At 68.0% G+C, this 12,142-nt stretch carries 14 protein-coding genes; 10 read left to right on the top strand and 4 right to left on the bottom strand.

Annotation, left to right across the window (positions count from 1 at the left end; genetic code table 11):
- Window positions 1–274: 274 nt before the first annotated feature.
- From fabG to MEU52_RS00855, 8 genes are all read left to right on the top strand, one after another.
- Window positions 275–1,018, top strand: a complete 744-nt coding sequence (gene fabG / locus MEU52_RS00890) for a 3-oxoacyl-[acyl-carrier-protein] reductase (protein WP_238121841.1) — start codon at window positions 275–277, stop codon at window positions 1,016–1,018.
- A gap of 284 nt (window positions 1,019–1,302) precedes the next feature.
- A complete protein-coding gene (locus tag MEU52_RS00885) occupies window positions 1,303–1,539 on the top strand; it encodes an acyl carrier protein (protein WP_238121842.1) in 237 nt (78 codons plus the stop codon).
- A 178-nt stretch (window positions 1,540–1,717) separates the two neighbouring features.
- Window positions 1,718–2,980: a beta-ketoacyl-ACP synthase II gene (gene fabF, locus MEU52_RS00880; protein WP_238121843.1), complete on the top strand. Its 1,263-nt coding sequence runs from the start codon at window positions 1,718–1,720 to the stop codon at window positions 2,978–2,980.
- Between the two features lie 85 nt (window positions 2,981–3,065).
- Window positions 3,066–4,220 carry an endolytic transglycosylase MltG gene (gene mltG / locus MEU52_RS00875; protein ID WP_238121844.1) on the top strand — a complete coding sequence of 385 codons (1,155 nt, stop codon included), beginning with the start codon at window positions 3,066–3,068 and terminating at the stop codon, window positions 4,218–4,220.
- A 121-nt stretch (window positions 4,221–4,341) separates the two neighbouring features.
- A complete protein-coding gene (locus tag MEU52_RS00870) occupies window positions 4,342–5,217 on the top strand; it encodes a YicC/YloC family endoribonuclease (protein WP_238122030.1) in 876 nt (291 codons plus the stop codon).
- A 92-nt stretch (window positions 5,218–5,309) separates the two neighbouring features.
- On the top strand, window positions 5,310–5,915 hold the full coding sequence (gene gmk / locus MEU52_RS00865) for a guanylate kinase (RefSeq protein ID WP_238122031.1): 606 nt from the start codon (window positions 5,310–5,312) through the stop codon (window positions 5,913–5,915).
- 73 nt (window positions 5,916–5,988) lie between these two features.
- Entirely contained in the window at window positions 5,989–6,288 is a 300-nt protein-coding gene (locus MEU52_RS00860; RefSeq protein ID WP_238121845.1) for a hypothetical protein, read from the top strand.
- A 199-nt stretch (window positions 6,289–6,487) separates the two neighbouring features.
- The gene (locus tag MEU52_RS00855) at window positions 6,488–6,943 is read left to right on the top strand and encodes a hypothetical protein (RefSeq protein ID WP_238124992.1); all 456 of its coding nucleotides are present in this window, start codon (window positions 6,488–6,490) and stop codon (window positions 6,941–6,943) included.
- A 120-nt stretch (window positions 6,944–7,063) separates the two neighbouring features.
- On the opposite strand, the gene guaB is transcribed toward MEU52_RS00855, so the two are convergent.
- Both guaB and MEU52_RS00845 read right to left on the bottom strand, forming a co-directional pair.
- Complete coding sequence (gene guaB / locus MEU52_RS00850) at window positions 7,064–8,584, bottom strand: IMP dehydrogenase (RefSeq protein WP_238121847.1); 1,521 nt, start codon at window positions 8,582–8,584, stop codon at window positions 7,064–7,066.
- Window positions 8,585–8,835: 251 nt separating this feature from the next.
- Complete coding sequence (locus tag MEU52_RS00845; protein WP_273546211.1) at window positions 8,836–9,345, bottom strand: L,D-transpeptidase; 510 nt, start codon at window positions 9,343–9,345, stop codon at window positions 8,836–8,838.
- A 181-nt stretch (window positions 9,346–9,526) separates the two neighbouring features.
- Between MEU52_RS00845 and MEU52_RS00840 the strand changes: the two genes are divergently transcribed.
- Together MEU52_RS00840 and panB are read left to right on the top strand one after the other, a co-directional pair.
- The gene (locus tag MEU52_RS00840) at window positions 9,527–10,093 is read left to right on the top strand and encodes an NnrU family protein (protein WP_238121848.1); all 567 of its coding nucleotides are present in this window, start codon (window positions 9,527–9,529) and stop codon (window positions 10,091–10,093) included.
- A 74-nt stretch (window positions 10,094–10,167) separates the two neighbouring features.
- A complete protein-coding gene (panB, locus tag MEU52_RS00835) occupies window positions 10,168–11,007 on the top strand; it encodes a 3-methyl-2-oxobutanoate hydroxymethyltransferase (RefSeq protein ID WP_238121849.1) in 840 nt (279 codons plus the stop codon).
- A 37-nt stretch (window positions 11,008–11,044) separates the two neighbouring features.
- On the opposite strand, the gene MEU52_RS00830 is transcribed toward panB, so the two are convergent.
- Together MEU52_RS00830 and MEU52_RS00825 are read right to left on the bottom strand one after the other, a co-directional pair.
- Entirely contained in the window at window positions 11,045–11,602 is a 558-nt protein-coding gene (locus MEU52_RS00830; protein ID WP_238121850.1) for a TetR/AcrR family transcriptional regulator, read from the bottom strand.
- The gene (locus tag MEU52_RS00825; protein ID WP_238121851.1) at window positions 11,602–12,069 is read right to left on the bottom strand and encodes a nuclear transport factor 2 family protein; all 468 of its coding nucleotides are present in this window, start codon (window positions 12,067–12,069) and stop codon (window positions 11,602–11,604) included. Before MEU52_RS00825 ends, MEU52_RS00830 begins: the two co-directional genes overlap by 1 nt.
- Window positions 12,070–12,142 lie beyond the last annotated feature (73 nt).

Raw genomic sequence — 12,142 nt, 5'->3', positions numbered from 1 at the left:
GGCCCGTGGCGCGTCCGGATAGCGCGTCGCGGGCCCTGTGTCGTCGGCGGCGGGCGCGCCGTGCCCAGGCGCCGTGGGTGACGAAATTTCGGCTAGGTGCCCCATCGTCGCTTGCGGCGGCGCCAGCAGACGAGGCACAAGTCCGGCAAGGACGGGCCTGGCCTGTCATCGCGCCGGCTCGAACCGCGGGCCATCCGGGGCGCGCCATCGCTCTGGGCGCGCAGCCATATGAAACCGGCCACGACGCCGGAACCAACCAAAGGACTGGGGTCTCATGTTCGATCTGACCGGCAAGACCGCCCTTGTCACCGGCGCGACCGGTGGCATTGGCGGCGCCATCGCCAAGGGCCTGCACGCCCAGGGCGCCACCGTGGCCATTTCCGGCACCCGCCGCGAGGCGCTCGATGCCCTGGCCGCGGAGCTGGGCGGTGAGCGGGTGGTGGTGCTGCCCTGCAATCTCGGCGACACGGACGAGGTGGAAAAGCTGGTGCCGAGCGCTGAGGAGGCGCTGGGGGGCCATATCGACATCCTGGTCAACAATGCCGGCATCACCCGCGACAACATCTTCATGCGCCTTTCGGATGAGGCGTGGGACCAGGTGCTGGCGGTGAACCTGACGGCGGTGTTCCGGCTCACCCGCGCCGCCGTGCGCACCATGATGCGCCGCCGCTCCGGCCGCATCATCTCCATCACCTCCATCGTCGGCGTCACCGGCAATGCCGGGCAGGGCAATTATGCCGCGGCCAAGGCGGGCATGATCGGCATGTCGAAGTCGCTGGCGCAGGAAGTGGCTTCCCGCGGCATCACCGTGAACTGCATCGCCCCGGGCTTCATCGCCACGCCGATGACCGATGCGCTCAATGACAAGCAGCGTGAGAGCATCCTGAAGGCGGTGCCCGCGGCCAAGCTGGGCACGCCGGAGGACATCGCCGCCGCCTGCGTCTATCTCGCCTCCAGCGAGGCGGGCTACGTCACGGGGCAGACGCTGCACGTCAACGGCGGCATGGCGATGATCTGAATTGCGCCGCGCGGCGCCTCGGCCTCGCTGGTCAGGGCGCCGCGAGTATGATACGAGCCGCTCAGCCGGTCCGGATTCGTAGTGCCCGTGGGCACTGCCGATCCGCCACGCAGCGCCAGGAAGCTGCGGCGCGGCGCCTCCTCCCGCGGAGTTTCCGCGTGGATGGCGCGACGCCCATGCACCGGACGCGGGCGAGGGGGCTGGGCACGGCGGAAAAAAGGCATTATGCCCACCTCCAGCCGCCGAACGGCAACGGGATTATCTGAACAACGAGGGTTGCATCGATGAGTGACATCGCCGAGCGGGTGAAGAAGATTGTCGCTGAACATCTGGGCGTGGAACCTGAAAAGGTGACGGACGCTGCCTCTTTCATCGACGATCTCGGCGCCGACAGCCTCGACACCGTCGAGCTCGTGATGGCCTTCGAGGAGGCCTTCAACTGCGAGATCCCGGACGATGCCGCCGAGACCATCCTGACGGTGGGCGACGCCATCAAGTTCCTGGAAAAGAACGCGGCCTGAGGCCGGCGTTGAAAAACGTGGCGGTCGCGCGGCGCCGGGCGCCCGCGGCCGTTGTCGTAACGGGGTGCGCGGCTGCGGCGGCCGTCGCGCCGGGGGTAGGGCGGTCGCCCGGGTGCGCATGGCGCCTCCAGGTTCACGCTGAATGAACGCTTTTCGAGCGTCTGCCGGAGTTTTTCCCATGAGACGTGTCGTCGTCACCGGTCTCGGCATGGTGACGCCCCTGGGCTGCGGCGTGGAACCCACGTGGCAGCGCCTTCTCGCCGGCGAAAGCGGCGTGAAGGCTGTGACGCACTTCGACGTGTCGGATCTCGCGTGCAAGATCGCCGCGAATATCCCGCGCGGCGACGGTTCCGACGGCACCTATAATCCCGATCAGTGGATGGAGGCCAAGGAGCAGCGCAAGGTCGACGAATTCATCGTCTTCGCCATGGCTGCGGCCCAGCAGGCGCTGGATGATGCCGGCTGGCATCCCTCCACCTATGAGGATCAGATCACCTCGGGCGTGCTCATCGGTTCGGGAATCGGTGGCATCGAGGGCATCGCGGAAGCGTCGCTGATTCTGAAGGAGCGCGGCCCGCGCCGCATCTCTCCCTTCTTCATTCCCGGCCGGCTGATCAATCTCGCCGGCGGCTATGTCTCCATCGCCCACGGCCTCAAGGGGCCGAATCATGCGGTGGTCACGGCCTGCTCCACCGGCGCCCACGCCATCGGCGACGCCGGCCGGCTGATCGCCCTGGGCGATGCCGACGTGATGGTGGCGGGCGGGACCGAATCGCCCATCAACCGTCTGGCCCTCGCCGGCTTCGCCGCCTGCAAGGCGCTCTGCACGGCCTTCAACGACGAGCCCACCCGCGCCTCGCGTCCCTATGACAGGGACCGTGATGGCTTCGTGATGGGCGAAGGCGCCGGTGTCGTGGTGCTGGAGGAGCTGGAGCACGCGAAGGCTCGCGGCGCCCGCATCTATGCGGAGCTGGTGGGCTATGGCCTGTCGGGCGATGCCTATCACATCACCGCCCCGTCATCGGACGGCGACGGCGCCTATCGCTGCATGTCGGCGGCGCTGAAGCGGGCGGGTCTGTCCGCTGACGAGGTCGATTACATCAACGCCCATGGCACTTCCACCATGGCCGATGAGATCGAGCTGCGCGCCGTGGAGCGGGTGCTGGGCAATGCGGCCGGCAAGACGGCCATGTCGTCCACCAAGTCGTCCATCGGCCACCTGCTGGGTGCGGCCGGGGCGGTCGAGGCCATCTTCTCGGTGCTCGCCATCCGCGACCAGATGGCGCCGGCGACGCTGAATCTTGAGAATCCTTCGGTGGAAACGCCGATCGATCTGGTGCCGCAGAAGGCCCAGTCGCGCAAGATCGACACGGTGCTGTCCAATTCCTTTGGTTTCGGTGGCACCAATGCGTCGCTGATCTTCCGGCGCTACGCGGCCTGATCCGGCACGGCAGTGGTTCCCGACAAGGCGGGCGGCCGCGCCCGCCGGGGCCGAGACGATCACCCGGCTCCAGGGAGGCCCTGTCATGGAAACGTCTGAGAACCCGCCGCCGGAAAGCCCCGAGCGCAGCGTGGCGCCGGCTCACCATGTGCGGCGGCGGGACCGGAAGGCGAGCGCAGCGAAACGCCCTTCCCGCACCGCGCGTCATCCGGCGGTGACCATTGGCAGCGGCATCTTCACCTTTCTGCTGTTCGTGCTCATCGGCGGCGGCCTCGCCGCCTGGTATGGGGCGCACGAGTTCGAGGGCCCGGGGCCGCTCACCGCCGAGAAGACCGTGCTCATCCCCCGTGGCGCCGGCGTGCGCGACATGGCGGAATCCCTGGAGCGCGAGGGGGTGATCGACAATTGGCTGGTGTTCATCCTCGGCCAGAAGATCACCCGCAGCGACGCTAAGATGAAGGCGGGCGAATACCTGTTCAAGCCGGGCCAGTCCATGGCCAGCGTGGTGGACACCATCGCCTCCGGCAAGGTGGTGCTGCACCAGGTGACGATTCCCGAAGGTCTCACCAGCCAGCAGGTGGTGGACCGGCTGATGGCCAATGAGTTTCTGACCGGAACCCCGGTGGTGCCGCTGGAAGGCACGCTGCTGCCGGAGACCTACCGCATCCACCGCGGCATGTCCCGCGACGAGGTGCTGAAGCTGATGGCGGATGCCCAGCAGAAGGTGGTGAAGGCGGTGTGGGAGAAACGCGCGCCGAACCTGCCGCTGAAGAATGTGCAGGAGCTGATCATCCTGGCCTCCATCGTGGAGAAGGAGACCGGCGAGCCGCAGGAGCGGCCGCAGGTGGCGGCGGTGTTCATCAACCGCCTGAACAAGCGCATGCGCCTGCAGTCGGATCCGACCATCATCTATGGCATCGCCGGCGGCAAGGGCACGCTGGGCCGTCCCATCAGCCGCACCGACATCACCACGCCGACGGCCTATAATACCTACGCCATCGACGGCCTGCCGCCGGGCCCCATCTCCAATCCCGGCCGCGAGGCGCTGGAGGCGGTCGCCAACCCTGCCGCCACCAAGGATCTCTATTTCGTGGCCGACGGCACCGGCGGCCACGCCTTTGCCGAGACCCTGAACGACCACAACAAGAACGTTGCCAAGTGGCGCGCCATCGAGGCCACGCGCTCCAATTCCGCCAAGCCGGATGGCGCCGCGCCCGCGACGCCCAGCCCGGCCAATTGAGAAGGCGCGCGGCGGTCCACCTGGCGCGCGAATGCACATGAGCTCATCCACCCCGCCCGCCGCGGCGACCAAGCCCCCGGCGGGTCGCAAGCCCCCGGCGGGCACCAAGCCGCTGGCCAGCATGACGGCCTTCGCCCGGGTCGCGGGCAGCGACGGGCCGTGGCGTTTCTCCTGGGAACTGCGCTCGGTCAACGGCAAGGGGCTGGACCTGCGCCTGCGCCTGCCGCCGGGCCATGAGGATCTGGAAGTGCAGATCCGGGCCCGCGCCGGCGCCGTCCTGGCGCGCGGATCGGTGGCGATCAATCTGACCGCCGTGCGCGAGGGAGAGAGCGTGTCCATCCGCCTCAACCAGCCGGCCCTCGAAGGCTTGCTGGAGACACTGCGTGGCAGTGCCGAGCGGCTCGGCACCCCGGCCCCCACCCTCGACGCGCTCCTGGGCATCAAGGGCATCGTCGAGGTGGCTGAGGTGGAGGAGACAGCGGCGGAACGGCGCGCCCGCGGCGCTGCCGTCCTCGCCGCGTTCGATCATGCCTTGACCGAGCTGTGTGCCATGCGGGCCCGCGAGGGACAGGCGCTGGAGGCGGTGCTGTCTGCCCGGCTCGACTCCATTGCCGCTTTGGTGGCGACGGCGGAGGCACTGCCGGAGCGGACGGTGGAAGCCATCCGCACCCGCCTTGCCGAGCAGGTGCGGGTGCTCCTCGATGCCTCCGCCCACCAGCTCGATGCGGAGCGGCTGCATCAGGAGGCGGTGCTGCTGGCCACCAAGGCGGACGTGCGCGAGGAGCTGGACCGGCTTAACGCCCACGTGGCCGCGGCGCGGCAGCTTCTGGCCCAGGGCGGCCCGGTGGGGCGCCAGCTCGATTTCCTGGCGCAGGAGTTCAATCGGGAAGCGAACACCCTGTGCTCGAAGGCCAATGCGGTGACGCTGACGCAGATCGGCCTTGACCTCAAGCTGCTGGTGGATCAGTTCCGCGAGCAGATCCAGAATCTGGAATGACGCCCGTGACCAGCTCGTCCTCCCTCTCGCCCCATTTCACGCTGCCGGGCTGGAAGCCCGGCGCCACCAGCGGCCTTGCCCGCCGCGGGCTGATGCTGGTGTTGTCCTCTCCCTCGGGTGCCGGCAAGACCACCTTGTCCCGCCGCCTGCTGGAAGCGGATTCGCGCATCACCATGTCGGTGTCGGTCACCACCCGGCATCCGCGCCCCGGCGAGGTGGACGGCAAGGATTACTTCTTCGTCGACGTGCCGACCTTTGAGCAGATGCGGGACCGGGGCGAGCTGCTGGAGCACGCCACCGTGTTCCAGAATCTCTATGGCACGCCCCGCCGCGCGGTGGAGGAGGCGCTGTCCGCCGGCCGCGACGTGCTGTTCGACATCGATTGGCAGGGCACCCAGCAACTGGGCGAGAGCGCCCAGCAGGATCTGGTGAAGGTGTTCCTGCTGCCGCCCACCGCCGCCGATCTCGAGCAGCGCCTGCGGTCACGGGCGCAGGATACCGATGACGTGGTGCACCAGCGCATGGCCAAGGCCTCCGACGAGATCAGCCATTATGACGAGTATGACTACATCCTGATCAATCACGAGGTTGAGGACAGCCTGGCGAAGCTGCGGTCAATCCTGCAGGCCGAGCGGCTCAAGCGTCGCCGGCTCACCGGCCTTTCCAGTTTCGTGAAGCAGCTGCGCGACGCGCTCTGAGCGGCACGCCGGTGGGCGCCGGCTTCAACGTGCGGTCTCAAGTCCGCCCGAATGTGCCGTTAGGGTGTGAAGCATGAGACAGCTCCTCACCCTGTTCGGCGGTTTCGCCGGCCTCGCCGTGGCGGCCCTGGTGGGCTTTGCCCTGTTCACCGTGGTTGGCGGCCTCATCATCGTTGCCGGTGTGGTCATCACCGCCCTGCTGCTGGGCGGTGGGCTCTACGCGCTCATCACCGGGCGCGGGAATGTCTCTATGCGCCGCGCCAACTTCGGTGGCGTGCAGGTATTCGATCTGCGCACGGGCCAGGAGGTGCGCCCCTCCATGGAGTCCGAGATGATCGACGTGACGCCGCCGCGGCGCCCCAAGGGGAAGTAAGCGGGGGAGCAAGCGGCGAGGAGCCGCGCGCAAAGCGCCCGCCGGCAATCGCAGAACGGTGCGCCGCAGCGGGCCGTAAGCGGTGGGTGGGACGCGTCATCCCCAGCCTTGGCGCCTCGGGTCGGGGCGCCATTCGCCTTTCGTCCATGGAACACACTACCCTGCGCCGGTGATTCACCGTCGTGGGAGGCGTGGACGGATGTCTGTGGCTATGGATTACCTGTACGTGATCGCCGTGAGCCTGGTGCTGGCGGTCGTCACGGTCTTTGTCCACATGTATGCGCTCTATGTGGTTCGAATTGGCATTCGCAGGCTGCTCAAAATGCGCAGCTTCAACCACCACGTGATGCGGGACACGGTGGTGGTGAGCGGCCTCATGGTGGCGCTGTGCAGCATCCACATCTTTGAGATCGTCCTGTGGGCCATTGGCTACGTGTCCATTGGCGCCTTTTCCGATATGGGCAACGCGACCTATTTTTCGCTCACCATGTACACCACGGTGGGGCCGGATGGTCTCAGCATCAGCAAGCTGTTCCGCGGCATCGCCGGGTTCGAGTCGCTGCTCGGGCCGATGATGGTGGCGTGGTCCACAGCCTTCCTGGTGGAATACGTCACCGCCTTCCGGGCCCAGGAACGCGCCGAGGCGCCCAAGTAGCCGATCGCGGCAGTAACCGAGCGCGGCAGTAACCGAGCGCGGCAGTAACCGATCTTCACAAGAGAAAAGAAAAGGCCGGCGGGGTGCGCCGGCCTTTGTGTTTGGTGCTGGGCTGAAGCCTCACACGCTGGTCGGGTAGTTGGGGCTTTCGCGGGTGATCAGCACGTCATGCACGTGGCTTTCCCGCAGGCCGGCCGAGGAGATGCGCACGAAGCGCGCCTTCTCGCGGAACTCCGGCAGGGTGCGCCCGCCCACATAGCCCATGGCGGCGCGCAGGCCGCCGGCGAGCTGGTGCAGCACCGCGCCCACCGGGCCCTTGTAGGCCACCTGGCCCTCGATGCCTTCCGGCACCAGCTTCAGGGTGTCGCGGACCTCGGCCTGGAAATAGCGGTCGGCGGAGCCGCGCGCCATGGCGCCCACCGAGCCCATGCCGCGATAGGACTTGTAGGAGCGGCCCTGATACAGGAACACCTCGCCCGGGCTCTCATCGGTGCCGGCCAGCAGCGAGCCGACCATGGCGGCAGACGCGCCGGCGGCCAGCGCCTTGGCGAGATCGCCCGAATACTTGATGCCGCCGTCGGCCACCACCGGGGTGCCGGTGGCGAGCGCCGCTTCCACCGCGTCCATCACCGCGGTGAGCTGGGGCACGCCGACGCCCGCGACGATGCGGGTGGTGCAGATGGAGCCGGGCCCGATGCCCACCTTCACCGCATCGGCGCCGGCGTCGATCAGCGCCTTGGCGCCCTCGCGGGTGGCGATGTTGCCGGCCAGAATCTGCGTGGTGTTGGAGAGGCGCTTGATGCGGCTGACCTGGTCCAGAACCTTCTTGGAATGGCCGTGGGCGGTGTCCACCACCACCAGATCCACGCCGGCGTCGATCAGGCGCTCGGTCCGCTCGTAGCCGTCCTCGCCCACGGTGGTGGCGGCGGCGACGCGCAGGCGGCCCTGCTCGTCCTTGGCGGCGTTGGGATAGGCCACCGCCTTCTCGATGTCCTTGACGGTGATGAGGCCGACGCAGCGGTCATCCGCATCCACCACCAGCAGCTTCTCGATGCGGTACTGGTGCAGCAGCCGCTTGGCGGCGTCCTGGTTCACCTCGCCCTCACGCACGGTGATGAGGCGTTCCTTGGTCATCAGCTCGGAGACCGGCTGGTTCGGATTGTGGGCGAAGCGCACGTCGCGGTTGGTGAGGATGCCCACCAGCCGGCCGGGGAGGTTGCCGCTGGACCGCTCCACCACCGGAATGCCGGAGATGCCATAGTGCTTCATGAGCGCCAGGGCGTCCGACAAGGTCTCGTCCGGATGGATGGTGACCGGGTTCACCACCATGCCCGACTCATACTTCTTCACCAGCCGCACCTGCTCGGCCTGCAGCTCGGGGGTGAGGTTGCGATGGATGACGCCGAGGCCGCCGGCCTGGGCCATGGCAATGGCGAGGCGGGCCTCGGTCACCGTGTCCATGGCGGCGGAGATGATGGGCAGGTTGAGGGTGATGGACTTGGTGAGCTGGGTGACCGTGTTCACCTCGCCGGGCATCACTTCGGAAGGGCCGGGCTGGAGCAGCACGTCGTCGAAGGTCAGCCCTTCACGGAAAACGCCACCGGAGATGGGGGAGGACGAGGGGGCGAGTGGGGCAGTCATGGCCAACTCCTGATGGCGATTGCGAAAGTGCATCGCGTCTGATGTCGGAACGGGGCACAGCGCCAAACGCCAGTGTGAGCCCTCATTTCGAGTTGGCAGTGGCCGATACCATGAGTGCACGACGAAAAGAAGACCCGTCGGGCAAGGATTTCGCGCATTTGCGCCATGCGCGTGCAACATACGTGCCGAAATGCCTGTCGGGGCAGGGGTAAGTGGCGGCGTCCGGCCGCGTCGCCAGGTGCCGCCGGTCGTCAGCGGGTGATCTGGATCAGCGTGTCGCGGGGGCCGTAGTTCTGCACCAGGCTGTAGAGAGTCGCGGCGTTGCTGGGGTGCAGGCGGATGCACCCATGGGAGGCCGGCGCCCCCAGCTGGCGGATCGCATAGCTGCCGTGGATCGCATAGCCACCCCGGAAGAAGATGGAGTAGGGCATCGGCGAGTTGTCATACTTGCGGGAATAATAGCTGCGGTAGAGCCGCTGGGGGCGATAGGTGCCGGTGGGGGTGACATAGCCGCGCCGGGCGGTGGAGACCGGCCAGTTATAGCGCGGCACGCCGTTCACATAGACCACCATGCGTTGGCTGGAGAGGTCGATCCGGGCGACGACGCCGGCGTGGGCGGGCGCGGTGCCGCCCCACAGGCCACCGGCCAGCAGCACGAGGCCGACGGCCAGCGCGCGGATCCACACCCTGAGGTTGACGGCAGGGTGGGGCGCGTGGCGCGGCGGCATCCCGTGGCGGGACAGGGTCCACATGTGGCGCATGGTCTTCCCCTCCGTCAGCCATACTGCCACGGTAAAGCCATAATGCAACCCGCGAGGGTGATGGCGGCTTGCGTGACCAGGAGGCGCATCCCCGTCTCGGCCTGTGGCGACCTGGGCTCTTGCCGCCCGGCGCCGGGCATGCTCTGGAGACGCGGGGCTTGCGCCATTGGGAGTGCGTTTCATGGCCATGATGCTGCTGGGCCTGGTGGTGTTCATTGGTGTCCATCTGGTGGCGAGCGCCCGGGGCCTGCGCGCCCGGCTCATCGCCGATGTGGGCGCGGGCACCTACAAGGCGTTCTTCTCGCTGGTGGCGGTCAGTGGGCTGCTGCTCACGGCCTATGGCTTCGCCCTGTGGCGGGCCGCCGGTTCCGCCGTGCTCTGGGATCCGCCGCTGGCGCTGCGGCATGTCACGCTGCTGCTGATGCTCATCGCCTGCATCGCCGCCGTGTCCGCTTATGTGCCGAGCCATCTGCGCAGTTGGCTGAAGCATCCGCTGCTGGTGGCGGTGAAGACCTGGGCCTTCGCCCATCTCCTGGCCAATGGCGACGTGGCCTCGGTGGTGCTGTTCGGCGCGGTGCTGGCCTGGGCGGTGTATGACCGGATCGCGCAGAAGCGGCGCGGGGTGGTGGTGCCGGCGGCGCCGGCGGGCTGGAGCGGCGATGCTCTTGCGGTCGTGGGCGGGCTGGTGCTCTATGCGGCTCTCGCTTTGCTGTTCCACCCTTATGTGATCGGTGTTCCTGTCATCTGATCCGGGTGGGGCGCGGCCGCTGGCCGTAGCGGGAACAGGGCAAAGGTGCCCGTCGCAAAACATAGAGGAACGTCATGTCCAGCCAGGCAGAGAACCGCCGCATCACCGCGCCGGAGATCCAGGCCCGCAAGGGGGGCGATCCCATCGTCTCCCTCACCTCCTACCACGCTCACACCGCGCGTCTGCTCGACCGCCACGTGGATGTGATCCTGGTGGGCGACAGTCTCGGCATGGTCATGCATGGCCTGGAAACCACCGTGCCGGTGACGGTGGAGATGATGATCGTGCACGGCCGCGCCGTGGTGCGCGGCACCAAGCGGGCGCTGATCGTCGTGGACCTGCCGTTCGGCAGCTACGAGGCGAGCCCCACCGAGGCGTTCCACACCGCTGCCCGGGTGCTGAAGGAGACCGGCGCCGGCGCGGTGAAGCTGGAAGGCGGCCGTCGCATGGCCGAGACCGTGCGCTTCCTGGTGGATCGGGGCATTCCGGTGATGGGCCATGTGGGTCTCACGCCCCAGGCCATCAACACTCTCGGCTCGTTCAAGGCCCGCGGCCGCGATGATGCCGAGGCGAGCGTGATCCTCGACGATGCCCGCGCGGTGGCCGAGGCGGGTGCCTTCGCCGTGGTGCTGGAAGCCATCGCTGAGCCTTTGGCCCGTCGCATCACCCAGGAGGTGGCGCCGCCCACCATCGGCATCGGCGGCTCGCCGGCCTGTGATGGCCAGGTGCTGGTGCTGGAGGACATGCTGGGCCTTGGCGACCGGGTGCCCAAGTTCGTGAAGAAGTATGCCAATCTCGGTCCGGAGATCGAGAAGGCGGTAGCCTCCTATGCGGAGGACGTGCGGGCCCGTGCCTTCCCCGGGCCGGAGCATGTCTATGCCCCGCGTCTGGTGCAGAAGGCCAAGGCCTCCTGAGGCTGAACGAGGACGGGGCCGCGACGCGGTCCCGTCCTCAGCCGAAGAGGCGGTGCTCCAGGCGCGCCAGGGCCCGCGTGAACACCGCCGGATCATCGAGGGCGCGGGCCAGCACCAGTGCCCCCTGGATGGTCAGCACCGCGTCTTCCGCCGTATCTCGGGCCTCCGCTTCCGGCCGCCCGGCCCGCTGAAGGGCCGCCGCCAGCGCGGCGCGCCAGCGGGCGAAATAGCCCTCCACCTCATCGGCGAACCGGTCCCGCACCTCGCCCAGAGCAAAGACGCCGACCAGGCACACCCGCCGGCCAGAGCGGAAATACTGCTCCACCGCCGCCAGACTCGCCCGGATGGCCGCGGCCGCGTCCGGCTCGTCGCGCAAGGGCGCGAAGACCGCGCGCTCGAACCAGCCGTCGATGTCCTGAAGCACCGCCGCCGCCATCTCCTCCTTCCCGCCCGGGAAGAAGTGATAGAGGCTGCCCTTGCCGAGGCCGGTGCCGGCCGTGATGGCGGAAAGGCTCGCCCCCTCGAAACCGTGCGCGCGGAACACCTCCCCGAGGAGGGGAATGACATCCGCCCGCTCCATCACCATCCGCGCCATCACAGCCCCAGCTCGGTCAGGCCCGGGTGATCCGCCGGACGCGGGCCGGCCGGCCACAGGAAGCGGCGGTCCTCCAGCCGGATCGGCACGTCGTTGATGGAGGCTTCGCGCCGGCGCATCAAGCCGTTCTCGTCGAACTCCCATTGCTCGTTGCCGTAGGAGCGGAACCACGCCTCCTCGGCGTCATGCCACTCATATTGGAAGCGCACGGCGATGCGGTTGCCGTGGAACGCCCAGAGCTCCTTGATGAGCCGATAATCCAACTCGCGCCGCCACTTGGCATCGAGAAAGGCGACGATGGCGGGGCGTCCGGACAGGAAGTCGGAGCGGTTCCGCCAGCGGCTGTCGGGCGTATAGGCGAGGGAGACCCGCTCGGGATCCCGCGTGTTCCAGGCATCTTCCGCCATGCGCACCTTCTGCGTGGCGGTCTCAAGGCTGAAGGGCGGCAGCGGTGGACGTGAGGTCATGATCTGTACCAATCAGTTTTGTGTGTACTGATTGGTACAGAGTCGCGCGCGCCAGTCAAGGGGCGGTTCGTCA

The organism is Xanthobacter sp. NM-25 (assembly GCF_022138605.1).
Lineage (GTDB): Bacteria > Pseudomonadota > Alphaproteobacteria > Rhizobiales > Xanthobacteraceae > Xanthobacter.
This window is presented reverse-complemented; position numbering and strand designations above follow the sequence as displayed.

Bases quoted from the DNA above. Each gene is read 5' to 3' on its own strand.
- fabG (WP_238121841.1), top strand. From the start codon at position 275: ATGTTCGATCTGACCGGCAAGACCGCCCTTGTCACCGGCGCGACCGGT.
- MEU52_RS00885 (WP_238121842.1), top strand. From the start codon at position 1,303: ATGAGTGACATCGCCGAGCGGGTGAAGAAGATTGTCGCTGAACATCTG.
- fabF (WP_238121843.1), top strand. From the start codon at position 1,718: ATGAGACGTGTCGTCGTCACCGGTCTCGGCATGGTGACGCCCCTGGGC.
- mltG (WP_238121844.1), top strand. From the start codon at position 3,066: ATGGAAACGTCTGAGAACCCGCCGCCGGAAAGCCCCGAGCGCAGCGTG.
- MEU52_RS00870 (WP_238122030.1), top strand. From the start codon at position 4,342: ATGACGGCCTTCGCCCGGGTCGCGGGCAGCGACGGGCCGTGGCGTTTC.
- gmk (WP_238122031.1), top strand. From the start codon at position 5,310: ATGCTGGTGTTGTCCTCTCCCTCGGGTGCCGGCAAGACCACCTTGTCC.
- MEU52_RS00860 (WP_238121845.1), top strand. From the start codon at position 5,989: ATGAGACAGCTCCTCACCCTGTTCGGCGGTTTCGCCGGCCTCGCCGTG.
- MEU52_RS00855 (WP_238124992.1), top strand. From the start codon at position 6,488: ATGTCTGTGGCTATGGATTACCTGTACGTGATCGCCGTGAGCCTGGTG.
- guaB (WP_238121847.1), bottom strand. From the start codon at position 8,584: ATGACTGCCCCACTCGCCCCCTCGTCCTCCCCCATCTCCGGTGGCGTT.
- MEU52_RS00845 (WP_273546211.1), bottom strand. From the start codon at position 9,345: ATGCGCCACATGTGGACCCTGTCCCGCCACGGGATGCCGCCGCGCCAC.
- MEU52_RS00840 (WP_238121848.1), top strand. From the start codon at position 9,527: ATGGCCATGATGCTGCTGGGCCTGGTGGTGTTCATTGGTGTCCATCTG.
- panB (WP_238121849.1), top strand. From the start codon at position 10,168: ATGTCCAGCCAGGCAGAGAACCGCCGCATCACCGCGCCGGAGATCCAG.
- MEU52_RS00830 (WP_238121850.1), bottom strand. From the start codon at position 11,602: ATGGCGCGGATGGTGATGGAGCGGGCGGATGTCATTCCCCTCCTCGGG.
- MEU52_RS00825 (WP_238121851.1), bottom strand. From the start codon at position 12,069: ATGACCTCACGTCCACCGCTGCCGCCCTTCAGCCTTGAGACCGCCACG.